The organism is Nitrospinota bacterium (assembly GCA_016235255.1).
Lineage (GTDB): Bacteria > Nitrospinota_A > UBA7883 > UBA7883 > JACRLM01 > JACRLM01.
The window spans coordinates 1-22,208 of record JACRLM010000066.1; the positions used below are offsets into that span (position 1 = coordinate 1).

General features: G+C 59.4%; 20 protein-coding genes and 1 tRNA gene. 16 read left to right on the forward strand and 5 right to left on the reverse strand.

Annotated features, from left to right (window positions below):
* From tuf to HZB29_08470, 13 genes are all read left to right on the forward strand, one after another.
* The coding region (gene tuf, locus HZB29_08410; GenBank protein MBI5815616.1) for an elongation factor Tu at positions 1-139 on the forward strand (139 nt) is incomplete at its 5' end.
* Between the two features lie 4 nt (positions 140-143).
* Positions 144-293 carry a 50S ribosomal protein L33 gene (rpmG, locus tag HZB29_08415; protein ID MBI5815617.1) on the forward strand — a complete coding sequence of 50 codons (150 nt, stop codon included), beginning with the start codon at positions 144-146 and terminating at the stop codon, positions 291-293.
* Between the two features lie 27 nt (positions 294-320).
* Positions 321-397: transfer RNA gene (locus HZB29_08420), tRNA-Trp, on the forward strand.
* A gap of 29 nt (positions 398-426) precedes the next feature.
* On the forward strand, positions 427-624 hold the full coding sequence (gene secE / locus HZB29_08425) for a preprotein translocase subunit SecE (GenBank protein ID MBI5815618.1): 198 nt from the start codon (positions 427-429) through the stop codon (positions 622-624).
* A gap of 5 nt (positions 625-629) precedes the next feature.
* Positions 630-1,223 (forward strand): transcription termination/antitermination protein NusG, encoded by a 594-nt coding sequence (gene nusG / locus HZB29_08430; protein ID MBI5815619.1) that lies wholly within the window; start codon positions 630-632, stop codon positions 1,221-1,223.
* Positions 1,224-1,256: 33 nt separating this feature from the next.
* Positions 1,257-1,679 carry a 50S ribosomal protein L11 gene (rplK, locus tag HZB29_08435; GenBank protein ID MBI5815620.1) on the forward strand — a complete coding sequence of 141 codons (423 nt, stop codon included), beginning with the start codon at positions 1,257-1,259 and terminating at the stop codon, positions 1,677-1,679.
* 27 nt (positions 1,680-1,706) lie between these two features.
* Positions 1,707-2,414: a 50S ribosomal protein L1 gene (locus tag HZB29_08440; protein ID MBI5815621.1), complete on the forward strand. Its 708-nt coding sequence runs from the start codon at positions 1,707-1,709 to the stop codon at positions 2,412-2,414.
* 16 nt (positions 2,415-2,430) lie between these two features.
* Complete coding sequence (locus HZB29_08445; GenBank protein ID MBI5815622.1) at positions 2,431-2,967, forward strand: 50S ribosomal protein L10; 537 nt, start codon at positions 2,431-2,433, stop codon at positions 2,965-2,967.
* A 60-nt stretch (positions 2,968-3,027) separates the two neighbouring features.
* Positions 3,028-3,411, forward strand: a complete 384-nt coding sequence (gene rplL, locus HZB29_08450) for a 50S ribosomal protein L7/L12 (protein ID MBI5815623.1) — start codon at positions 3,028-3,030, stop codon at positions 3,409-3,411.
* A gap of 143 nt (positions 3,412-3,554) precedes the next feature.
* Complete coding sequence (rpoB, locus tag HZB29_08455; GenBank protein ID MBI5815624.1) at positions 3,555-7,607, forward strand: DNA-directed RNA polymerase subunit beta; 4,053 nt, start codon at positions 3,555-3,557, stop codon at positions 7,605-7,607.
* Between the two features lie 79 nt (positions 7,608-7,686).
* Positions 7,687-11,853, forward strand: coding sequence for a DNA-directed RNA polymerase subunit beta' (rpoC, locus tag HZB29_08460; GenBank protein MBI5815625.1), 4,167 nt, complete (start codon positions 7,687-7,689; stop codon positions 11,851-11,853).
* Between the two features lie 138 nt (positions 11,854-11,991).
* On the forward strand, positions 11,992-13,743 hold the full coding sequence (locus tag HZB29_08465) for a chloride channel protein (GenBank protein ID MBI5815626.1): 1,752 nt from the start codon (positions 11,992-11,994) through the stop codon (positions 13,741-13,743).
* A 5-nt stretch (positions 13,744-13,748) separates the two neighbouring features.
* On the forward strand, positions 13,749-14,273 hold the full coding sequence (locus HZB29_08470) for a heme-binding domain-containing protein (protein ID MBI5815627.1): 525 nt from the start codon (positions 13,749-13,751) through the stop codon (positions 14,271-14,273).
* Here the strand turns inward: HZB29_08470 and waaF are convergent.
* The 4 genes from waaF to hisB are packed head-to-tail and all read right to left on the reverse strand — an operon-like array spanning position 14,270 to position 17,502.
* Positions 14,270-15,259: a lipopolysaccharide heptosyltransferase II gene (gene waaF, locus HZB29_08475; protein ID MBI5815628.1), complete on the reverse strand. Its 990-nt coding sequence runs from the start codon at positions 15,257-15,259 to the stop codon at positions 14,270-14,272. The two genes, HZB29_08470 and waaF, sit on opposite strands and share 4 nt — an antisense overlap.
* Entirely contained in the window at positions 15,252-16,247 is a 996-nt protein-coding gene (locus HZB29_08480) for a lysophospholipid acyltransferase family protein (protein ID MBI5815629.1), read from the reverse strand. The genes waaF and HZB29_08480 overlap by 8 nt, the downstream gene beginning before the upstream one ends.
* Positions 16,248-16,251: 4 nt before the next feature.
* The gene (gene hisH / locus HZB29_08485; GenBank protein ID MBI5815630.1) at positions 16,252-16,872 is read right to left on the reverse strand and encodes an imidazole glycerol phosphate synthase subunit HisH; all 621 of its coding nucleotides are present in this window, start codon (positions 16,870-16,872) and stop codon (positions 16,252-16,254) included.
* 39 nt (positions 16,873-16,911) lie between these two features.
* Positions 16,912-17,502 (reverse strand): imidazoleglycerol-phosphate dehydratase HisB, encoded by a 591-nt coding sequence (gene hisB / locus HZB29_08490; protein ID MBI5815631.1) that lies wholly within the window; start codon positions 17,500-17,502, stop codon positions 16,912-16,914.
* A 303-nt stretch (positions 17,503-17,805) separates the two neighbouring features.
* Here hisB and HZB29_08495 point away from each other — a divergent pair, with 303 nt between their 5' ends.
* Positions 17,806-18,183 (forward strand): hypothetical protein, encoded by a 378-nt coding sequence (locus tag HZB29_08495; protein MBI5815632.1) that lies wholly within the window; start codon positions 17,806-17,808, stop codon positions 18,181-18,183.
* Positions 18,184-18,191: 8 nt separating this feature from the next.
* On the opposite strand, the gene HZB29_08500 is transcribed toward HZB29_08495, so the two are convergent.
* Complete coding sequence (locus tag HZB29_08500) at positions 18,192-19,985, reverse strand: thioredoxin family protein (protein MBI5815633.1); 1,794 nt, start codon at positions 19,983-19,985, stop codon at positions 18,192-18,194.
* 330 nt (positions 19,986-20,315) lie between these two features.
* Between HZB29_08500 and HZB29_08505 the strand changes: the two genes are divergently transcribed.
* Together HZB29_08505 and HZB29_08510 are read left to right on the forward strand one after the other, a co-directional pair.
* Entirely contained in the window at positions 20,316-21,323 is a 1,008-nt protein-coding gene (locus HZB29_08505; GenBank protein ID MBI5815634.1) for a glycosyltransferase family 2 protein, read from the forward strand.
* On the forward strand, positions 21,296-22,207 hold the full coding sequence (locus HZB29_08510; protein MBI5815635.1) for a GNAT family N-acetyltransferase: 912 nt from the start codon (positions 21,296-21,298) through the stop codon (positions 22,205-22,207). The genes HZB29_08505 and HZB29_08510 overlap by 28 nt, the downstream gene beginning before the upstream one ends.
* Position 22,208: the final 1 nt, after the last annotated feature.

The following is a 22,208-nucleotide window of genomic DNA, read 5'->3' on the forward strand; positions in this document are numbered from 1 at the left end:
GATGGTGATGCCCGGCGACAACGTGTCTATAAGCGTTGAGCTGATCACGCCAATCGCGATGGAAAAAGAGCTTAGGTTCGCGATCCGCGAGGGCGGACGCACCGTGGGCGCGGGTGTGATAACGGAAGTTTTGGAGTAGGAAGATGCGGGACATAATTCACCTGCAATGCGTGGAGTGCAAGAGGAAGAACTACAGCGCGACGAAGAACAAGAAGACCAAGCCGGACAGGCTGGAGTTCTCGAAGTACTGCCGGTTCTGCGGAAAGCACACGGCGCACAAGGAGACCAAGTAAGTAAGGGGCATTAAAATCCCTTTTTGCAGGCCAGTAGCTCTAACGGCTAGAGCACCTCGCTCCAAACGAGGGGGTTGGGGGTTCGAATCCCTCCTGGCCTGCCAGTGAGATTTGATTTGGAAGAGTGAACAGGATGTTGGCTGATAAGATCGGGCAATTGACGCAGTTTTTCAAAGAGGTGCGCATAGAGACCAAGAAGGTGACCTTTCCGAGCAGGAAAGACACCTTGGTGACCACCTACGTGGTGATAGCGCTTGTGATAATCATAAGCATCTATCTGGGAATAGTGGACTTCGCGCTGTCCAAGCTGTTTGGCTTGGCGCTCAAGTAGGGCATATGGAGACAGAAGAAAAGCAGCAGGCCGGGGAAGACGCCGGCGTTCCGGCCGAGGCGGCCAATCCGGACATGAAGTGGTACATACTCCACACGTATTCCGGTTATGAGAAGAAGGTGATGGATCAACTGCGGAAGCGGATGAACCAGCATGGCCTGGGAGACAAGGTCGGCGAGATACTTGTTCCCGAGGAGGCCGTTGTCGAGATCAAGGGTGGAAAGAAGAAGACGAGCAAACGCAAGTTTTTTCCCGGTTACATAGTCATCCAGATGGTGATGGACGAGACCTCCTGGCACGTGGTCAAGGACACGCCCAGGATCACCGGGTTTTTGGGTGACGCGAATGCCCCGGTGCCGCTGTCGGCCGCCGAGGTGGACAGGCTCCGGGAGCAGCTTTCGGGCACGGCGGAAAAGCCTAAGCTCAAGTTCTCGTTCCAGGTGGGCGAATCGGTGCGGGTGAACGAAGGGCCGTTCGCGAATTTCACCGGGGTGCTGGACGAGGTGAATCCGGAGCGGGGCAAGGTAAAGGTCATGGTGAGCATCTTCGGCCGGGCCACTCCGGTGGAGCTGGAGTTCTCCCAGATAGAGAAAGTATAACTGGAATTTTATAGAGACGGGAGTCAGGTTTAAATGGCCAAGGAAGTCACAGGGAAAATAAAATTGCAGGTTCCGGCGGGGGCCGCCAATCCGGCGCCGCCGGTGGGCCCGGCTCTGGGCCAGCACGGCGTGAACATAATGGAGTTCTGCAAGCAGTTCAACGCCAGGACGCAGGGTCAGGAAGGGCTTATCATTCCGGTGATCATCAGCGTGTACTCGGACAGGAGCTTCACGTTCGAGCTCAAGTCCCCCCCGGCGGCGGTGCTGATAAAGAGGGCGGCCGGGATCGCGAAAGGGTCCGCCGAGCCCAACAAGAGCAAAGTGGGTAAAATCACCTGGGATCAGGTGCGGGAGATAGCCAGGACCAAGAAAGCCGATCTGTCGGCGGCCGATGAGGACGCGGCGATGAAATCGGTGGCGGGAACGGCCCGCTCTATGGGTGTGATTATCGAATGACCGCGCCGTTAATTGGAGTTTAACGAAATGCCAAGGAACAGTAAGAGATTCAGGGCCGCCGCCGCGAAGGTGGACAGGGAGAAGAAATATCCCCTGGCCGATGCCCTGGCGCTGGTGAAGGCGAACGCCGGCGCGAAGTTTGACGAGACGGTGGAGATCGCCGTCCGTCTGGGGGTGGACCCGGCCAAGGCGGACCAGATGGTGCGCGGGGCGGTGACCATGCCCAAGGGCACGGGGAAGAAACGCCGCGTGGCCGTGTTCGCCAAGGGAGAAAAGCTGAAGGAAGCGGAGGCCGCTGGCGCCGACACAGCCGGTGGCGACGATCTTGTGACCAAGGTGGCCGGGGGCTGGATGGACTTTGACATAGCGGTGGCCACTCCTGACATGATGGGGCAGGTGGGCAAGCTTGGCAAGGTGCTGGGGCCCAGGGGGCTTATGCCAAATCCAAAGTCCGGCACGGTGACTTTTGACATCGCCGGGGCGGTCAAGGAAATACGGGCGGGCAAGGTGGAGTTCCGGGTGGACAAGGCCGGCGTGCTTCACGCCCCCATTGGGAAGGCCAGTTTCGCCGCCGCGGACCTTTATGTGAACGCCCGTGCGTTGCTGGACACGATAAACAAGTTGAAGCCGTCCACTTCCAAGGGGACGTACGTTCGAAGCGTGGCTGTCAGCTCGACGATGGGGCCCGGTGTGCGCGTGGACGTCACCGAGGCTTCAGCGGGCCAGGCGGCTTGAAAGGGGGTGGCATAACATGGTGACCGAGGCGAAGAAAACTGAGGTTGAAGAGCTCCACAAGGCTTTCGATGAGGCCAAGGTGGCCCTTCTGGCCAATTTCTCCGGCGTTACGGTGGAGGATGTGGACGTTCTTAGGAGGAAACTGCGCGGGGCGAACACGCGGCTGAAGGTGGTGAAGAACACCTTGGCCAGGATCGCCGTGAAAGGGACCGGATGCGAGTCTGCCGGCGGGCTTTTCAAGGGGCCGGTGACGGTGGCGTTGGGCTATGGCGACGACATAAGCGCCACGGCGAAGGTGTTCCTGGATTTCGCGAAAGGCAAAGAGGAAAACCTCAAGATACTCGGCGGAGTGGTGGACGGTTCGTTTGTAGGCCCGGACGTGGTCAAGAAACTAGCCAGCCTGCCGCCCAAGCCGGTTGTCCAGGCGATGTTCCTCGGGTTGCTGCAGGCTCCGGCCCGCAATTTCCTGGGGGTTATGGAAGGCGCGGCTAGGAAGTTCCTGTACGCCGTGAACGCGATAGCGGAAAAGAAGAAAGAACAAGGCCAGGGCTGACAAGCTTGCGCCCGGGCTTTCAAGGAAATTTTAGAATCAGAACTAGGAGGATATAGGAAGATGCCAGCTACGAAGGACGATGTGAAGGAATTCATCAGGAACATGCCCGTTCACGAGCTTCTGGGCTTCGTGAAGGAGCTTGAGGAAGAATGGGGCGTTTCCGCCGCCGCTCCGGCCGCCGTGGCCGTTGCAGCCGGCGGGGCCGCCGGTGGCGCGGCAGCCGAGGCCGCTCCCACGGAGGTCAACGTTGTGCTTACCGCCGCTGGCGACAAGAAGATCCAGGTGATCAAGGTCGTACGCGAGCTGACCGGGCTTGGCCTCAAGGAAGCCAAGGACCTGGTGGACGGCGCTCCGAAAAACGTGAAGGAGAAGGTGTCGCCGGACGAAGCCAAGAAGATAAAGGAGGCGCTGGAGAAGGAAGGCGCCACCGTCGAGATAAAGTAGTTGACTCGAAGGTCTTTTGGCTGTCTTTTCGTGATCCGTTCATGCGGATGGGAGGCGCCTTGCCGGCGCTTCCCTTCCGTATCACTCAATAACGCGCGCGCGGCGCGGCTTTGATGCGCGCGATTGGGAGGTTTTATAGATAAATGGCGAAAGTCACCGGCTACAGGCGCGGTAAAGAACCCATCAAACGCAGGAATTTCTCCCGGATCCCCACGATAATGGAGATCCCGAACCTGCTGGAGATACAGACAAAATTTTACGAGAAGTTCCTGCAGAAGAACACGGCTCCGCAGAAGCGGCAGAGCGCCGGGCTGCAGGAGGTGTTCACCAGCGTATTCCCCATTTCCGACTACAACCAGACGGCGATGCTGGAGTTCAAGGGGTACGAACTGGGCATATGGGAATGCAAGTGCGGCGAGTACATGGACCTGGGCGGGCCCGGGGTGGTGTGCTCCACTTGCAAAAAAGAGGTCACGTACAAGGAGACCTACCGCAAGGAGGAGTGCCTCAAGCGCGGCCTGACGTACGCCGACCCGCTCAAGATCAAGGTGCAGCTCGTGGTCAAGGACCGCGATGAGGAGACAGGCGCCACCCACATAAGGGAGATCAAGGAGCAGAAGATATACCTGGGCGAAATCCCGCTGATGACGGACACGGGGACGTTCATCATAAACGGGACGGAGCGTGTGGCGGTGAGCCAGATGCACAGGTCGCCCGGGGCGTTTTTCACAAGCGAGAAGGGGAAAGGGCCCCAGTCTGGCCAGACGGCCTATTCGGCCAGGCTCATCCCGTACCGCGGCTCGTGGCTGGACTTCGAGTTCGACGTAAAGGACATCCTTTACGCGCGCATAGACAGGCGGCGCAAGTTCCCGGCCACCGTGCTGCTCAAGGCATTGGGGTACGACACTCCGGAGCTTCTGGGCTTTTTCTACCGGTTCATGGCGGTCAAGTACAACACCGGGACGGACGAATTTTCCACCCAGTTGAACCGCGACGCGCTTCCGATGGGCTTAAAGTCCCACGCGGACATCCATGACCCGAAGACCGGCGAGCTTATCGTGAAGGCCGGCCGCAAGCTGAACCGGAAGATCATGAAGGGGCTGGATGCGGCCAACGTCAAATCGCTCAAGCTCAGCGACGAGGAGCTGATCGGCCGTTTCATGGCCGAGGACATCGTCGACGAGCAGACCGGAGAGATACTCATCGAGATCAATTCGGCGATCAGCGCCGACACGCTCAAGATCATCCGGGACCGGAAGATCGAATCGGCGCAGATTCTGGTGGTGGACGAGCAGTTCCGGGACACCTCGATGCGCGACACGCTCATGCTCGACAAGATCGAGTCGCAGGACGAGGCGCTCAAGGAGATATACAAGAGGATGCGCCCCGGCGATCCGCCGACCGCGGACACCGCCAGGACGCTTTTTGACAACCTGTTCTTCAATCCGAAAAGGTACGACCTTTCGGAGGTGGGCCGCCACAAGCTCAACAGCAGGTTTGCCTTGGAACTGCCGCTTTCACAACGGCTGATAACCAAGGGGGACATCATCGGCACCGTGAAGGTGCTGTTCGACCTGCGGCGCGGCGCCGGTTCCGTGGACGACATCGACCACCTGGGCAACCGCCGGGTGCGCTCTGTTGGCGAGTCTGTTGAGAACCAGTTCCGGATCGGCCTTGTGCGGATGGAGAAAGCCATCGTCGAGCGGATGAACATGATGGACCTTACCACATGCATGCCGCACGACCTTATCAACTCCAAACCTGTGACCGCGGCGATAAAGGAGTTCTTCGGATCGTCGCAGCTGTCTCAGTTCATGGACCAGACAAATCCGCTGTCGTCGGTGACACACAAGCGCAGGCTTTCGGCCCTCGGGCCTGGCGGCCTTACGCGGGAACGGGCCGGATTCGAGGTGCGCGACGTGCATCCGAGCCATTACGGGCGCATATGCCCCATCGAGACCCCTGAAGGCCCGAACATAGGCCTTATCTCGTCGCTTTCGACTTTTGCGAGGGTGAACGACTTCGGGTTCATCGAGACGCCGTACCGCAAGGTGGAGAACGGAGTGGTGCAGGAAGATGTGCATTATCTTTCGGCCACGGACGAGGACAAGTATTCGATAGCTCAGGCCAACGCCCCGCTGGATGACAAGGGGAAGTTCCTGATAGACTTGGTCTCCGCCCGCAAGGGGGGTGACTACGTGCTGCTGCCTCCGGAGGAGGTGCAGTACATGGACGTTTCGCCCAAACAGCTTGTGTCGGTGGCGGCGTCGCTGATCCCGTTCCTTGAGAACGACGACGCGAACCGCGCGCTGATGGGCTCGAACATGCAGAGGCAGGCTGTGCCTCTGCTGCGGACGGAGACCCCGCTGGTGGGCACCGGCATGGAGGCCAAGGTTGCCAGGGACTCTGGCGCCGTGGTGTCCGCCCGGAACGCGGGCGAGGTGATAAGCGTGGATGCGTCCCGCGTGGTGGTTCGCGCCGAGGCGAAGGACCGGCACGAGTCCAAGGTGGACATTTACAGGCTGACCAAGTACAGCCGTTCCAACCAGAACACCTGCGTCAACCAGGTTCCGGTGGTGTCGCTGGGGCAGAAGATGCGCAAGGGGGACGTGATAGCCGACGGGCAGTCCACCGACCGGGGCGAGCTGGCCCTGGGGCGCAACGTGCTGGTGGCGTTCATGCCGTGGAACGGATACAACTTCGAGGACGCGATCATCGTCTCCGAGAAGGTGGTGAAAGAAGACATATACACCTCCATCCACATCGAGGAATTCGAGGTGGAGGCGAGGGACACCAGGCAGGGCAAAGAGGAGATCACCAGGGACATCCCGAACGTCTCCGAGGAGTCGCTCAAGAACCTGGACGAGTCCGGCATCATCCGGATAGGCGCCAAGGTGAAGACCGGGGACATCATGGTGGGCAAGGTCACCCCGAAAGGGGAGACGCTGCTGTCGCCGGAGGAAAAGCTTCTCAAGGCTATCTTCGGCGAAAAGGCAGGGGACGTGCGCGACACGTCGCTGACCGTGCCCCCCGGGAACGAAGGTACGGTGATCCACGTGAAGGTGTTCTCCAGGCGCGGCGCGGAGAAGGACACGCGCTCGGAGGCCATCGAGGCTGAGGACAAGGACCAGCTTGAAAAGGACATGGCCGAGGAGATCGAGATTGTCGGGCAGGAGAAGGACGAGAAGATCCGCTCCCTGCTTTTGAACAAGACCGCCTCCGCGGACGTGAAAAAAGGCTCCAAGGTCCTTGTGACCAAGAAGACCAAGCTTACCGCCGATATCCTCGCCGGGCTTGAGGGCAAGGACCTGTTGAAGGTGGAAGTGGACGCGGCCGGCGATATCGAGGATACGATCCGCCAGTTGGACGACGAGGCGAAGGAGGAGATAGATACCATCCGGGCCAAGTATGAGGACCGGATCACCAAATTCGCCCGCGGGGACGAGCTTCCGCCGGGGGTGATCAAGATGGTGAAGGTGTATGTGGCCATTAAGCGCAAGTTGCAAGTGGGCGACAAAATGGCCGGCCGCCACGGCAACAAGGGCGTGGTGTCGGTGATTGTGCCGGAGGAGGACATGCCGTTCATGGACGACGGCACGCCGATAGAGATCATCCTCAACCCGCTGGGCGTTCCTTCCCGTATGAACGTCGGGCAAATCATGGAGACCAACCTTGGGATGGCCGCCAAAAGGCTTGGCGACCATATGACGACCCCGGTTTTCGACGGGGCGCATGAGGGTGAGATAGCCGACCTTCTTGAAAAGTCCGGCTACCCGCGCAACGGCAAGATCAAGCTGACCGACGGGCGCTCAGGCGACAGGTTCGACCAGAGCGTGCTGGTGGGTTACATCTATATGTTGAAACTCCACCACCTGGTGGACGACAAGATCCACGCCCGGTCCACCGGCCCGTACTCGCTTGTGACCCAGCAGCCGCTGGGAGGCAAGGCGCAGTTCGGCGGACAGAGGCTCGGCGAAATGGAAGTGTGGGCGCTGGAGGCATATGGCGCGGCGTACACACTGCAGGAGATGCTCACGGTGAAGTCCGACGACGTGGAAGGGCGAAAGCGCATGTACGAGTCTATCGTGAAAGGCGACCATACGCTCCACCCCGGCCTGCCGGAGTCGTTCAACGTCCTTGTCAAGGAGCTTCAGGCCCTGGCGCTGGACGTGGAGCTTCTGCAGCATTCCGGATGAGGGCGGGCCTTTGGCCCGTTCTTTATCCGGCGGATCAGGATTGTTACAGAGAGCTTAAGAAACTTACAGCTTAGGAGATATGAAATTGGACACGTTCGGCAGCCCCTTTGGAGACAAGCCCAAAGACCCGATTTCGTTTAACGCCATCAGGGTCAGGCTGGCGTCGCCGGAGAAGATACGTTCGTGGTCGTTCGGCGAGGTCAAAAAGCCCGAGACGATAAACTACCGTACCTTCAAGCCGGAGCGGGACGGCCTTTTCTGCGCCAAGATATTCGGCCCGGTGAAAGACTGGGAGTGCAACTGCGGCAAGTACAAGCGGATGAAGTACAAGGGTGTGGTCTGCGAGAAGTGCGGAGTGGAAGTCACCCTGTCCAAAGTGCGCCGCGAGCGCATGGGTCATATAGAGCTTGCCAGCCCGGTGGCCCATATATGGTTTTTCAAGGGCCTTCCCTCGCGGATAGGCAACTTTCTGGACATAACCCTGCGCGACCTGGAGAGGGTGATCTACTTCGAGTCGTACGTGGTGATAGACCCGGGCGACACGGACTTGAAGTACAAGCAGCTTCTCACCGAGGATGCCTACCGCAAGGCGGCCGAGCAGCATGGTGAGACCGCATTCAGGGCCGGTATCGGCGCCGAGGCGATTGACGAGCTGATCAAGAGCATAAACATAGACGAACTGGCGGTGGAACTGCGCGAGGCGATCCGCGAGACCACGTCGCAGCAGACGCTTCGCAAGCTTGCCAAGAGGCTCAAGGTGGTGGAGGCGTTCCGCAAGTCCGGCAACAAGCCGGAGTGGATGATCCTCAAGGTTGTCCCGGTGATTCCGCCGGAGCTTCGGCCGCTCGTGCCGCTGGACGGCGGAAGGTTCGCCACCTCGGACCTTAACGACCTTTACAGGCGCGTGATCAACCGCAACAACCGCCTCAAGCGGATACAGGAGTTGAAGGCGCCGGACATAATAATCCGCAACGAAAAACGGATGCTGCAGGAGGCGGTTGCCGCCCTGTTTGACAACGGCCGCCGCGGCCGCACCCTCAAGGGGCCGAACAAGCGGCCGCTAAAATCCCTTTCGGACATGCTCAAGGGGAAGCAGGGGCGGTTCAGGCAGAACCTCCTTGGCAAACGCGTGGACTATTCGGGCCGCTCGGTGATCGTGGTGGGCCCGGAATTGAAGTTCAACCAGTGCGGGCTTCCGAAGAAAATGGCGGTGGAGCTTTTCAAGCCGTTCATATTCCACAAGCTCGAGGAAAAAGGATACGCCACCACGATAAAGGCGGCGAAAAAGATGGTGGAGCAGGAGCGCCAGGAAGTGTGGGAAGTGCTCGAAGAGGTGGTTGCCGACCATCCGGTGCTTCTCAACCGCGCGCCCACACTGCACAGGCTGGGCATACAGGCGTTCATGCCGCTTCTGGTGGAAGGAAAGGCCATAAGGCTCCATCCGCTGGTGTGCGCGGCGTTCAACGCGGACTTTGACGGCGACCAGATGGCGGTGCACGTGCCGCTTTCGCTGGAGGCCCAGACGGAGGCGAAGTTCTTCATGATGTCCATAAACAACATCATGTCGCCCGCTTCCGGCAAGCCGATCGCGGTGCCTTCGCAGGACATAGTTCTCGGCTGCTACTACCTTACAAAGGAGCGCGGCGGGTCCCTGGGCGAGAACAAGGCCTTCGCCGGGCCGTGGGAAGTGCGTTGCGCATATGACAACCGGGAACTGGCGCTAAACGCCAGGATACGGGTGCGCATAGACGGCAAGGTGTACGACACCACCACCGGGCGCGTTCTGATGTACGAGATACTTCCGGCGGGAGTGCCGTTTGACAAGGTGAACAGGCTGATGGTCAAAAAGGCGCTTCAGGACCTGGTGCAGGAAGTTTACAACAGCCAAGGGCGCGACGCCTGCGTGAAATTCCTGGACGACATGAAGGACCTGGGCTTTTCCATCGCCACCAAGGCGGGCATATCCATCTCGATGGACAATATGCTCATCCCGGCCAACAAGGAAGAGCTGGTGGAAAAGGCGCGCAGGGAAGTGGCCAAGGTGGACAACCAGTACCACGGCGGCCTTATCACCCACGGCGAACGCTACAACAAGATCATAGACATCTGGGCGCACGTCACCGAAGAGGTGTCGCGCGAGATGTTCAAGGAGCTTGAAAAGCAGGACGGCGCCATAGTCGCCGGCCAGGCGGTGAACATGGACTTCAACTCCATATACATCATGGCAGAGTCCGGCGCGCGCGGCAGCCAGCAGCAGATCCGCCAGCTGGCCGGAATGCGCGGCCTGATGGCCAAGCCCTCCGGCGAAATCATGGAGACCCCCATCACCGCCAACTTCCGCGAGGGGTTGTCGGTGCTGCAATACTTCATATCCACCCACGGCGCCCGCAAGGGCCTGGCCGACACGGCGCTCAAGACCGCCAACTCAGGCTACCTTACCCGCAGGCTCGTGGACGTGGCGCAGGACATCATTGTTCTCGAGCACGACTGCGGCACGCTCAACGGCATAGAGATATACGCCCTTGTAGAAGGCGGCAAGGTGATCCAGGAGCTGGGCGAACGCGTGCTGGGCAGGATAGCGCTCGGCGACGTGGTGGACCCGTTCAACAAAGAGGTGCTTCTCAAGGCCAACGACATGGTGGACGAGAAGGCGGTGGTGCTCCTCGAAGAGCGCGGCATCGAGCATATCAAGATACGCTCCGTGCTCACCTGCGAGGCGAAGGACGGCGTGTGCGCCCTTTGCTACGGGCGGAACCTGGCGTCTGGCCAGCTTGTGGAGAACGGCGAGGCGGTGGGTGTCATCGCGGCCCAGTCCATCGGCGAGCCGGGCACGCAGCTTACCATGCGGACCTTCCACATCGGCGGCACGGCGTCCAAAGTGGCGGAGCAGACGACGCTGCAGGCCAAGAAGGAAGGCGTTGTGCGATATGTGGACATAAAGAGCATAGCGCTCGGCGACGGCGGCCCGAAGGAATGGGTGGTGATGAGCCGCAACGGCGGCATTATCATCCAGAACGAGCAGGGGCGCGAGCTGGAGCGGCACAAGATAGTCTATTCGGCCCGCCTGAAGGTGGCCGACGGGGCGAAAGTGAAGGAAGGGGACACGCTGGCGGAATGGGATCCGTACACCATGTCCATCCTCACGGACACCGCCGGCCGGGTGGCCTTCGGCGACCTGATCGAGAATGTCACCATGCGCGAGGAGATCGACGACACCACCGGCCACGCCGAAAAAGTGGTGCTCGACCACCGCGACCCGACCAAGCAGCCCCGTGTGTCCATAAAGGACGACAAGGGAAAGACCATCGGCCGTTACATACTCCCGGCCGGGGCGCACATGGCGGTGCAGGAAGGCCAGATTGTCAAGGCCGGCGACGTGGTGGCCAAGATCCCGCGCGAGACGACCAAGACCAAGGACATCACCGGCGGCCTTCCCAGGGTGGCGGAGCTTTTCGAGGCGCGCAAGCCCCACGATCAGGCAACCATCACGGAAGTGTCCGGCAAGGTCTCCTTTGGCGGCATAGTCAAGGGCATGCGCAAGATCATCGTCACCACCGACACGGGGGAGGCGCACGAATACCTGCTGCCGCGCGGCAAGCACGTCAACGTCCACGAGGGGGACTATGTGCGGGCCGGCGAAGCGCTCATGGACGGCGCGTCCAACCCGCACGACATCCTGGCGGTGCTCGGCGAGAAGGAGCTCCAGAAATACCTGGTCAACGAAATCCAGGAGGTGTACCGCCTGCAGGGGGTGCAGATCAACGACAAGCACATCGAGGTGATCGTGCGGCAGATGCTGCGCCACCTTGTGATCGAGGACTCCGGGGACACGGACATGATGATCGGCGAGATGGCGGCAAAGGCCGTGTTCGCGGAGAAGAACAAGGCGGTGATCGCCGATGGCGGCAAGCCAGCCAAGGGCCGGCCGATCCTGCTTGGCATCACCAAGTCTTCGCTCTCCACGGAAAGTTTCATCTCCGCCGCGTCGTTCCAGGAGACGACAAGGGTGCTTACCGAAGTGGCGGTGTCCGGCAAGGTGGACACGCTCAAGGGGCTCAAGGAGAACGTCATCATGGGCCGCCTGATACCCGCCGGGACCGGCGCCAGGAGGCACTATGGGTACGGGCTTCGCATGACGGACCTGCCCAGGTTCAAGCGCAAGGAGGAGCCTGTGGCGGCCGCGGCCCCGATCATAGACGAGGACTTCGACGCCGAGGACGAGGCGCTGGAGGACACCGAGGACTAGACTTTGTAAAGTCCAGGTTCGATTTATGCTAAAAAGGCCGGTGAGCAAGTAGCCACCGGCCTTTCTTTTGGATTCGATCAGGCCACAGCGAGGCATATGGCGCGATTTGGGTGGATACAATCCAGGCTCGGTAAGGCGATGGAAGACGCCTTCATCAAAAAGCCGCAACATGAGCACACCGCGTTCCTAATCACCGCCGGAATCCTGGGGGCGGCCTGCGGCGCCACGGCGGTGCTGTTCGAGAGGATGATCGCCGAGTTCCGCTTCCTTTTTTTCGACGCCTCAGCCGCCCTGTTCACCGCCGATTCTTCGGTGTACCGCTACGCCGTCATCCCGCTGATACCCGCATTGGGCGGCCTTATCGTGGGGCTTATGACCTGGTGGTTCAAAATGGGGAACGAGACCGCATCCGCCGCCGAAGTAATGAAATGGGCGGCGGTGGACGGAGGGGTGGTCCGGCCCAGGACGGTGTGGTTCCGTACGCTTGCCACCTCCATATTCCTGGGCTCCGGAGGCTCCGGCGGAAGGGAAGGGCCAATCGCCCAGATCGCCGGCGCGTTGGGATCGGTGTTCGGCCAGGTGTTGCATGCGTCCACGGAGAGGCTGCGGGTGCTGGTGGGATGCGGGGCGGCGGCCGGCATAGCCGCTTCGTTCAATGCCCCCATAGCGGGCGTGATCTTCACCGTGGAGATCGTGCTGGGGGATTTTAACGTGGTCTCTTTCCTCCCCATAGTCATTAGCTCCGTGATGGCCACCACCACAAAGCACCTTCTGCTTGGGGGGGACATCCCCACATTCACCGCCCCCGCATACTCGCTGGTGTCGCCGTGGGAGATATTCCTTTATTTCCTGCTGGGCATTTTCTGCGGGCTTGCGGCAAGGCTGTATTTTGTCACCACATTCGCCGTGGAGGGCTTTTTCAAGACGAGGGTGAAGACCCATCCGGTATTCAAGCCGGCCATCGGCGGCTTTATCGTGGGGCTTATCGGCATATTCCTCCCCGAAGTGTTCGGCAACGGCTACCATGTGATAGACCAGATGCTGTACGGCAAGATGGCGATGAATCTGGCGCTGGTCCTTGTCTTCGCGAAGATCATCGCCACAGCCATTTCATTGGGCTCGGGGGGCTCTGGCGGCATATTCGCCCCGTCGCTGTTTATTGGCTGCATGACCGGCGGCGCCTTCGGCTATGTGGTGAACACCCTGGCGCCCGGTTCGGTGGCCTCCCCCGGCGCGTATGCCATGGTTGGCCTTGGCGCGGTGATGGCCGCGGTGGCCCACGCCCCCCTCACCAACATTTTGATGGGATACGAGCTTACCGGCAACTACCAGATCATCCTCCCTGTCATGACGTCGTGCATAATGGCCACTTTTGTGATGACCCGTTTTTCGGGAGAATCTTATTACACCGAAAAACTCAAACGGCGCGGAATCATGCTCTGGCGCGGGCGGGACCTGACGGTGATGGACCGCATCCGGGTGGGGGAGGTGATGACCGAAGGGGTGACTGCGGTGCCGGAAAACCTTCCGTTCAGGAAAATTATGGAGCTTATCACCACATCGCGGGACAGCTATTTCCCGGTGATCAACCCCTCGGGAGAACTTTCCGGCATCATATCCGTCCAGAACATACGGGGCATCCTGCTGGACTCGGCGGAGCTTGCGGACCTTGTCGTCGCCAAGGAAATCGCCACGGCAAACGTCATCACTGTCACCGTGGACAACAATCTCAACGAGGCCATGGAGCGGTTCGCGCTAAAGGACATAGAGCAGCTCCCGGTCGTGCGCCCAAACGAGCCGAAAAAGGTGATAGGGATGCTTCGCCGGGTGGACATCATGGCCGCGTACAAAAAAGAGGTGCTGAAAAAATCACAGGTGGAGGAGGTATAAGAACAATGACCGCCGCTTCTTTCCAGAAAGTTGTGTCATCCATTCCAGCCGCGCTCGCGCTTGTGGCCGCGCTTGCCCATGTGTCCTTCGCGCATGGCGGCAAACAGCACGATGAAGAAAAGAAAACGCCCGCCCCGGCCCAAAGCGTCAAGGCAGATGACACGCTAACGCAAATCAGTGAACGTTATGTGAAGGAGGTTTTGCCGGTCTTCAAGCGCGCCTGTTTTAACTGCCACTCGTCGCAGCCGGTGTTCCCGTGGTATTACGCCATCCCCGGCGTTAAGCAGCTTATCAACCATGATATCCGCGAAGCCCGGGAGCATATGGACATGACGGCCGGTTTCCCTTTCAAGGGGCATGGCAAACCGAAAGAGGATCTGGCGGCGATAATTAAATCGATGGAAAAAGGGACCATGCCGCCGTTGCGCTACCGGATATTGCACGGCAATGAAGCCCTAAGCCAGGCCGAAAGGGAAATCATAAAAAAATGGGCCGCCGACGGGCTGGCGCTTATGGAGCGGAAACGTTAACCTTTGTTAAGGACTTTTCCGGCGGCGCCGTAAACTTCGTCCACCGTCACCGACGCCATGCACCTGTGGTCCTCCGGGCAGACTCTCTCCCAGCAAGGGGCGCAATCGGCCTTGTGATAAATCACGGTCACGTTATCGCCCAGCGGCATGGTCTCCTCCGGCGATGTGGGGCCGAATATGGCCACCACGGGGACTCCGAGGGCGGAGGCAAGATGCATCGGCCCGGTGTCGTTTGTGATGTACAGCGACAGGCGGGACAGCGCCGCCGCCAGCGTGGCGAGCCCCGTCCTTCCCACGAGGGATAACGGGCGGGATTTTGCGTGGGCTTTTGTCCGCGCTTCCAACTCCTTGTCCGATGCGGCCCCTATCAATACCACGTCCGCCTGCCCGGATAGCCGGTCGATCAGCTCCGCGAATTTTTCAGCCGGCCACATTTTCGCCGAGCCGTAACTTGCGCCGAATCCTATCCCCACCAGAGGCTTTCCGGAAACCGGCAATAGCGAGGCCGCTTCATCATTTGCTTTGTCTGGAATCACAAGTTTTGCCGGGATAGCTTCCACTTTGGGGAAAAATGCTTTGACCAGGTTGGCGTAATAATCCTGCTGGTGGAGCGAATGTTTTGGCGGGCGCGGGGCGGCGTGGGTGAGGAGGATGGAGCGCAATTCACCCGCATACCCTATCCTCCGGGGTGAGCCCATCATCATGGAGCGCCAGGCGGAGTTGAACGAGTTTGGCAGTATAAGCGCCGTGTCATACCTCCCATTCCTTATTCCCCCAATCGCGCTTAAGTCATCCGATGGGTGCGTGGCGGCCACATCAGGCAGGAGCGAACCTAACTCCATGAATGCGGACTTCACCGCGATGGACATGGAAAGTTCCGGGAACGCTTTTTTCATTCCGTACAGGGCGGGCAGCGCCATGACGCAATCTCCCAGCCAGTTTGGCATCACCGCCAGCAGTTTTCGGGGTGCGGCCATGTCAGCCATTTGCGGCTGTCCCCATGCCGGTCTTATTTGTGGCGGAGCGGATTATCTCCATGTCGCGCTCAATTTCCTCAAGGTCGGCCACGCCGGGCCTGGTCTTCCAGCGTTTGTGTATCCATAGCCATTGCTCCGGCGCCTGGCGGATCGCCTCTTCCAATGTCCCGCTTATCCTTGTCATTGCAAGGCGGATGTCCGCGGACCTGTCTCCGGTGACGTTCAACTCCACCGGGGGATGTATCCTCACCGTGTATGTGTCCGCCGCGTCGTCCCGCGCGCAAAAGACCGGAAGCACCGGAGCCCCGGTCCGCATCCCCATCACCGCGGGAGTCATGAAAGTGGCGGCGGCCTTGCCGAAGAACGGGACGAAGATGTTGTTGAACCCCGCGTTCTGGTCTATGGCGATTGTCACCACATGGCCGGCCCGAAGGTGGCGCAGGATTTCCCCGGCGGAGTTTTCCTTTTTTATCACGCCAAGCCCCGTGGCGCACCGGTCGCGGTCTATCAGCCTGTCGAGCATGGGATTGTCCACGGTGCGGATCACCGACCACACAGGATATCCCATCACCGCCAATGCGCCGTTGGCCAATTCAAAATGGCCGAAATGCCCCGTGGCCAGGATCACACCTTTTCCCCTGGCGAACGCGTTGGTGAAATTCTCCAGCCCCTCGAACTTCACCAGCTTTGCAAGGCCCCCCCTGTCGAGCAGCGCAAACCGCCCCATCTCCAGAAGGAACCTTCCGAAATGGCGGAACACGCGGCGGAGAATATTTTCCAGTTCCCAGCGAGGCGCGTCCGGCCACAGGTTGCGGAGGTTTTCGATGGACGCATCAATCCTGTTGCGCGAAAGTTTTGTGATTTGCCACCCAAGCCAGCCCACCGCCGAACCGATGGCCAGCGCGGTCTTTCTGGATGCCGCGCGCGACAGGAAACTTAGCCCACGGACGAGTTGGTACGCCACAAAGTCCAGGGCGGCGTTCCTTTTTCGGCTCACGGCGTCATCCCCCGGCAAGCTTTGTGAAATTGCGCAGCAGCGCAAGCCCGGCATTCTGGCTTTTCTCCGGGTGGAACTGGGTGGCGAAAACATTCCCGCTTTCTATGGATGATGCGAACGTCTCGCCATACTCCGTCATCCCGGTCACGATGCCATCTTCCGGCACGGGGTAATATGAATGGACGAAGTAAAAATCGGTCCCGTCCGCGATCCCCTCGAAAAGTTTTCCTTTGTTGCGGAAGTTCACCTGGTTCCACCCCATGTGCGGGATTTTATGGCCGGGCGAAGGCTTAAAGCCGAACCTCACGCACCTGCCCCGGAATATCCCAAGCCCCTTGCACGAGCCGAATTCCTCGCTCTGCTCGAAAAGCATCTGGTAACCGACGCATATGCCAAGGAACGGCCTGCCGGAGGCGATGAAGTCCTTCACCGGTCCCGTCAACCCGTACTTTTCCAGGTTTCCCATGCACTCGGCGAAGGCGCCCACCCCGGGCAAAACAAGGGCCGTTGCGTCCTTGATGCCGGCTGGCGACCGGGATACGACGGCGGAAGCGCCCACCCGCTCGAAAGCTTTCTGGACGCTCCGCAGGTTCCCAACGTCGTAATCGGCGATGACTATCGGCATATTGTGCGCATTATTGGAAAAACGGCGCCGCCCGGCGGGCTACAGCGCGCCTTTTGTGGAGGGGATGGCCCCTTCAAGCCGGCTGTCCAGCCGCACGGCCTGGCCCAGCGCCCGCGCGATGGCCTTGAACATCGCTTCTACTATGTGATGCAGGTTCGTCCCCCTCCGCGCGTCCACGTGCATGGTCAGCCCCGCGCTGTTCACCAGCGCCCGGACGAATTCCTCGGCCAGCTCAGCGTCAAACTCGCCTACCTTGCCTTTAGGTATGCTCGCCTCGAACACGCAATAGGGGCGCCCCGAAACGTCCAGGCTCACCTCCACCAGCGATTCGTTCATCGGTATGGAGGCGAACCCATATCGGGTCATCCCTCGCTTGTCCCCCCAGGCCTGCGAAAGGGCCTGCCCCAGGGTGATGCCGATGTCCTCCACCGTGTGATGCCCGTCTATGTGCAGGTCTCCTTTCGCCTCCACCTTCATGTCTATGAGAGAGTGGCGCGAAAGATGGTCGAGCATGTGATCCAAAAAGGGCACGCCCGTGTTGATCGCCGACGTCCCGGCTCCGTCCAGGTCCAACTGGATGGATATGTCGGTCTCGTTTGTCTTCCTTTTAACCGATGCGGTCCGGCTCATTTTACCCTGCCAATTATTTACGTAAACTATATTAATAACACGTTATCACCGCATTGACAAACCCACACGCAACGCGTGCAAAAGGATGGCGTGGACTTCCTTTTCTTTGGAAAGAAAAGGAAGCGAAAAGAAACTTTATCTGCGCCGCCTGGGGGGGATGGAATCCCCCACAAGACGGCGCACACGGTTTTCTTTTGGTTCTTTTCTTTTTCCCAAAAGAAAAGAACGCCCCCGGCCCTCTTTTACGCATTGAATTATGGGGTGGAGGGTGGGATAATGCCGGAATTTTAACGGTGATCCAAATTGAGCAAGCTACCTGTTTTCGACTGGTTCTATCAGAAGGGCGACGTATTGATCACCGTTGACACGCGTTCGGCCGACGTGGCCGTGCCTGCGCACTTAAAAGACCGTGAATCGGTGGATTTCATCCTTGGCCAGGTTCCCACGCCCAAGCTCACCTGCGGCGGCAATGGTATATACTCCCCTATGCGATTCGGCGGCGCCATGTTCGACTGTTTTTTCCCGTGGGAATCCATCGTCCGCATCAGCGGGCACGACGCGGTGATCCAGTTCAAGATAAACACCGCCGCCCCCGGCCCCGTAGCCGCCGACGCCACGCAGGGCGTTGCCGGGGAAGTCCCCAGGAAAAAGGGAAGGCCGAACTTGCGGGTGGTCAAATAGCGGGTTTGCTATCTCCCTGAAACGGACTCCATCCTTTTCACAAACAGCTCCGCCTCTTCAAAACCTGTGAGCCGAAGTTCCGGTTTCTCGGCGCCGGATGAGTCTATAAATACGATGGTGGGGACACCGGCCACGTTATATCGCTTTTTCAATTCATCCATGCGCACGTCGCCGCCATGGGTGACGTCCGCCTTGAGCATTATGAAACCGGAAGAAAGCTCAATCACCCGCTTGTCCGTGAATGTGAAACGGTCCAGCTCCTTGCAGGGGAGGCACCACTCCGCGGAGAAGTCCACTATCACAGGTTTCCCGGCTGCGGCGGCGATGGCCTCGCTGGAAGCGGCGCGCCAATCAATGGCCGGGCCGGAGGTTGATTTTGCCGGATATGCGATATAGCCCCCCATCGCAATCAGGGCAACGCCCAGAGTCCATTTTGCTGTTTTAAGGCCAGCCCCGCCGGCCTTGACAGAGGATATCCACCCCAGGAAAACGCCGGTGCCGATGATGAACACGCCGATGGCGGGTTTGTACAAGGTTTTAGGGATAAGCGGTTCCAGGAAATAAATGGCCATGCCCAGCATGATAAATCCGAACACCTGCTTCACCCACACCATCCACACGCCGGAACGCGGCAGGGACGATAGTCCGCCGGAGAACAGCGCCAGCGCCACGAACGGCAAGCCCAGCCCCAGCGACAGCGCGAAGAACATGGTGAATCCCAATACAGGATCACCTTTTTCCCCCACGAACGTCAGAAGCCCCAGCACGAAAGGCCCGATGCACGGGGCGGCGATTATTCCCACCGTAAGCCCCATCATGAACGTCCCGCCAAGCCCCTCGCGGTTCTTCCCCCCCATGTCCATAAGGAAGGAAGGCATCCTTATCTCGTAAAAACCGAACATGGCGAAGGCCAGCCCCGCCATGACCCCGGCGATTAACAGCACCACGGCCCAATGCTGCAGGGCCCCGCCGAACAGGCCGCCTGTGAGCGCCGCGAACAGCCCAAGGGACGAATACATGGCCGACATGCCCAGAAGGTAGAGCAGCGCATGGACGAACAGTTTCCCTTTTTTCTTTTCGCTCTGCCCGCCGAAATAGGAGACCGTCACCGGGATGAGCGGATACACGCACGGCGTAAGGTTTAGCGCCAGCCCGCCGATGAACACGAAAAGGTAAGTGAGCGCCAGCCCGTGCTTTGCAAGATAGTCCTCGATCTGGTTCTTTGATCCTGTGGAGGCTCCATCCCCGGCGGATTGCTTAAAAAGCCCTTCGTTGGCGCTATATATATCCTCATTTAATGGCGCTCCCTGTTTGCCCGGTTCGGAGACTTTCAGCGGAACGGAGATTTGCACGTTGGAAGGCGCCAGGCAAGACTTGTCGTTGCACGCCTGGATCGTAAGCGTGGCGCGGACGGAATGTTCCCCGGCGGGAGCGTCCTGCGCGATCGCAAGGCTCGATCCGATATAAGTGTCCCCCTCGTAAACGGAAAGAGGCTCCGGTGAAAAGGAGAATTTGGCCATCTTCCCGGAGGGGTATATCACCCTGCCGGGGCTTATCTTGTCCGTCCCGGCCAAGGCGATGACAGTGGGGACCAACCCTTCCATCGAAGGAGTATGCGACTGGCCGTGCCAACCCTCCTTGAAACGCAGCCGGAACAGGACGGGGAAAGAAGAGCCCCGCTCGTGGCTTTCGCGCGCGGGGACGTATGAGAACTCCACCACGCTTTTGCTCGGCACAAGCTGCGCCCAACCGGCCTGGGCGGCCAGCGCAACGGCGAAGAGCGCCAGAAGAAACCTTTTCATCATGCTTCCGGAATTAAAAAAACAATTATCCCATGTGAAACGGCGTACCGCAAAAATAAGAGGGGCGGGGCGCCGCTTTTGTAGCGCCGGCATCTTGCCGGCAATTGCCACCGGGACGGTGGCGTTACACAGGAAAGTCCGTGGCGACCGCCCTTGCGGGCTACAACACCCCGGACAGCGATTCGTTCCCCTTGGGAGCGGTATTACGCTCACCGGGCAACTTGGCTCAAACACACCCAGCCAACGATTAAGCTGATATAATGCCCGCCAAGGCCGATCTTGATTGGTAGATAAAAACATAAATATTTCGAATCCGGCTATATGGGGCAGATGACAGATCACACAGCGGAAGTTTCTCCGGGCGGCAACGAGACGCCAAAAGTCCGCCCACGTATAGCCGTTGTGATTCCTTGCTACAAGGTGGGAGATATGGCGCTGGGGGTGATCGAAAGGATCGGCCCGGAGGTAAATTCAATCTATGTGGTGGACGACGCATGCCCGGAAAAAATCGGCCAGAGGGTCCAGGAAAAATGCCGCGATCCAAGGGTGCGGGTCCTATTCCACGATATCAACCAGGGGGTTGGCGGGGCGGTGATGACCGGATACGCAAAGGCCCTTGAAGAGGGCGCGGACATCATCGTGAAGCTCGACGGCGACGGGCAGATGGACCCGGCCATGATCCCGCGCCTTGTAAAGCCGCTTATAGACGAAGAGGCGGACTATTCCAAGGGGAACCGTTTTTTTTCATTGGAGGCGGCGCGCTCCATGCCCGCGGTGCGCTGGTTCGGCAACATCGGCCTGTCATTCCTGGCCAAGCTTTCGACAGGTTATTGGGACATATTCGACCCGGCCAACGGATTCACCGCCATAAACGCCACGGTACTGCGGCTTTTGCCCATGGAAAAAATAAGCCGCCGTTATTTTTTCGAGACCGACATGCTATTCCGGCTCAACACCATACAGGCCGTGGTGGCGGACATGCCCATGAACGCAAAATACGGCGACGAGAAGAGCGGCCTTAGCGTCACCTCCTCTTTCTTCGAGTTCTCCGCCCGGCATATCGCAAACCTGTTCAAGCGGATAATTTACAACTATTATCTGCGCGACTTTAACATCGCCTCGCTGGAACTTGCCGCCGGGCTTGCCATGGGCTCCTTCGGGACCGTTTTCGGGCTTTACCACTGGATCACAAGCGTGGCCAGGGGCGAGGCGGCCACGGCAGGCACCGTGATGCTTGCGGCGCTGCCTGTGATCCTGGGGGCGCAGTTGATCCTGGCTTTCCTCTCGTTTGACGTTAGCGCAAGGCCCGCATGGCCAATCTCAAAAAAGCTGAAGTGATTGCGGACGGCGCTTCCATGGGCCAGGAGACGGTGGAGTATGTCAAAGGGAGCCTTACGGACGAGGAGATCGGCAAAACGGTCTCATTGCTAAAGGTTGTCTGGCCGGACGCGGGCTTTACCCGGGAATATATAAACTGGCTGTATCGTGAAAATCCCTCCGGGCGGGCTGAAATATTCAATGCGTGGGACAAGGGGGAGATCGTCGCCCATTACGCGGCCATCCCGGTCAAGGCGCGCCTTTTCGGCGAGCTTGAAAAAGGGCTGCTGTCGCTGAATATCGCCGTGAGCCCCGCGCACAGGGCCAGGGGATACTTCAAGGCATTGGGATCTCGGACGTTTGAGAGCGCTTGTGAACGCGGTTTTGGTTTCGCCGCCGGTGTAGCCAACGCAAACAGCACCTTGCTTTTCAGAAGACAACTGCGCTTCCAACTGGTCTGCCCCCTTGACGTGAAGATCGGCGCTGGCCCAATCGCCCGATCTCCGGGGCGCGGCGGGGAGGAGCGGGACTATATCCAAAGCTGGGACGGGCAAACGCTCTCATGGCGTCTGCGCAGGCCGGGGGCAAAGTACAGGTGCATCAAACGAGTTGGATCCATGTCCGTATTCGCCCACACCGGCAAATACGGGATATGGGCCGTCATGAATGATATTGACCCCGCCGGAGTCGCGCCGCCGGAGGCAGGCCATTTGCGATGGAATCCGCTTAACGTATGGATAGGACTAAATCCTGAATACGACTGGGCGAAATCGGCGTATATAAATCTTCCGGAACGGTTCAAGCCGTCACCACTTAATTTGATTTTCAGGGATTTGACCGGGCGTGGCCGCGTCCTTGATCCGCAAAAGACCGTTTTTTCCCTTCTCGACTTTGACGCGTACTGAC

What these genes read in the sequence shown, in the direction of transcription:
- rpmG (MBI5815617.1), top strand. Translation starts at nt 144, where the DNA reads ATGCGGGACATAATTCACCTGCAATGCGTGGAGTGCAAGAGGAAGAAC.
- secE (MBI5815618.1), top strand. Translation starts at nt 427, where the DNA reads ATGTTGGCTGATAAGATCGGGCAATTGACGCAGTTTTTCAAAGAGGTG.
- nusG (MBI5815619.1), top strand. Translation starts at nt 630, where the DNA reads ATGGAGACAGAAGAAAAGCAGCAGGCCGGGGAAGACGCCGGCGTTCCG.
- rplK (MBI5815620.1), top strand. Translation starts at nt 1,257, where the DNA reads ATGGCCAAGGAAGTCACAGGGAAAATAAAATTGCAGGTTCCGGCGGGG.
- HZB29_08440 (MBI5815621.1), top strand. Translation starts at nt 1,707, where the DNA reads ATGCCAAGGAACAGTAAGAGATTCAGGGCCGCCGCCGCGAAGGTGGAC.
- HZB29_08445 (MBI5815622.1), top strand. Translation starts at nt 2,431, where the DNA reads ATGGTGACCGAGGCGAAGAAAACTGAGGTTGAAGAGCTCCACAAGGCT.
- rplL (MBI5815623.1), top strand. Translation starts at nt 3,028, where the DNA reads ATGCCAGCTACGAAGGACGATGTGAAGGAATTCATCAGGAACATGCCC.
- rpoB (MBI5815624.1), top strand. Translation starts at nt 3,555, where the DNA reads ATGGCGAAAGTCACCGGCTACAGGCGCGGTAAAGAACCCATCAAACGC.
- rpoC (MBI5815625.1), top strand. Translation starts at nt 7,687, where the DNA reads ATGAAATTGGACACGTTCGGCAGCCCCTTTGGAGACAAGCCCAAAGAC.
- HZB29_08465 (MBI5815626.1), top strand. Translation starts at nt 11,992, where the DNA reads ATGGAAGACGCCTTCATCAAAAAGCCGCAACATGAGCACACCGCGTTC.
- HZB29_08470 (MBI5815627.1), top strand. Translation starts at nt 13,749, where the DNA reads ATGACCGCCGCTTCTTTCCAGAAAGTTGTGTCATCCATTCCAGCCGCG.
- waaF (MBI5815628.1), bottom strand. Translation starts at nt 15,259, where the DNA reads ATGGCTGACATGGCCGCACCCCGAAAACTGCTGGCGGTGATGCCAAAC.
- hisH (MBI5815630.1), bottom strand. Translation starts at nt 16,872, where the DNA reads ATGCCGATAGTCATCGCCGATTACGACGTTGGGAACCTGCGGAGCGTC.
- hisB (MBI5815631.1), bottom strand. Translation starts at nt 17,502, where the DNA reads ATGAGCCGGACCGCATCGGTTAAAAGGAAGACAAACGAGACCGACATA.
- HZB29_08500 (MBI5815633.1), bottom strand. Translation starts at nt 19,985, where the DNA reads ATGAAAAGGTTTCTTCTGGCGCTCTTCGCCGTTGCGCTGGCCGCCCAG.
- HZB29_08505 (MBI5815634.1), top strand. Translation starts at nt 20,316, where the DNA reads ATGACAGATCACACAGCGGAAGTTTCTCCGGGCGGCAACGAGACGCCA.
- HZB29_08510 (MBI5815635.1), top strand. Translation starts at nt 21,296, where the DNA reads ATGGCCAATCTCAAAAAAGCTGAAGTGATTGCGGACGGCGCTTCCATG.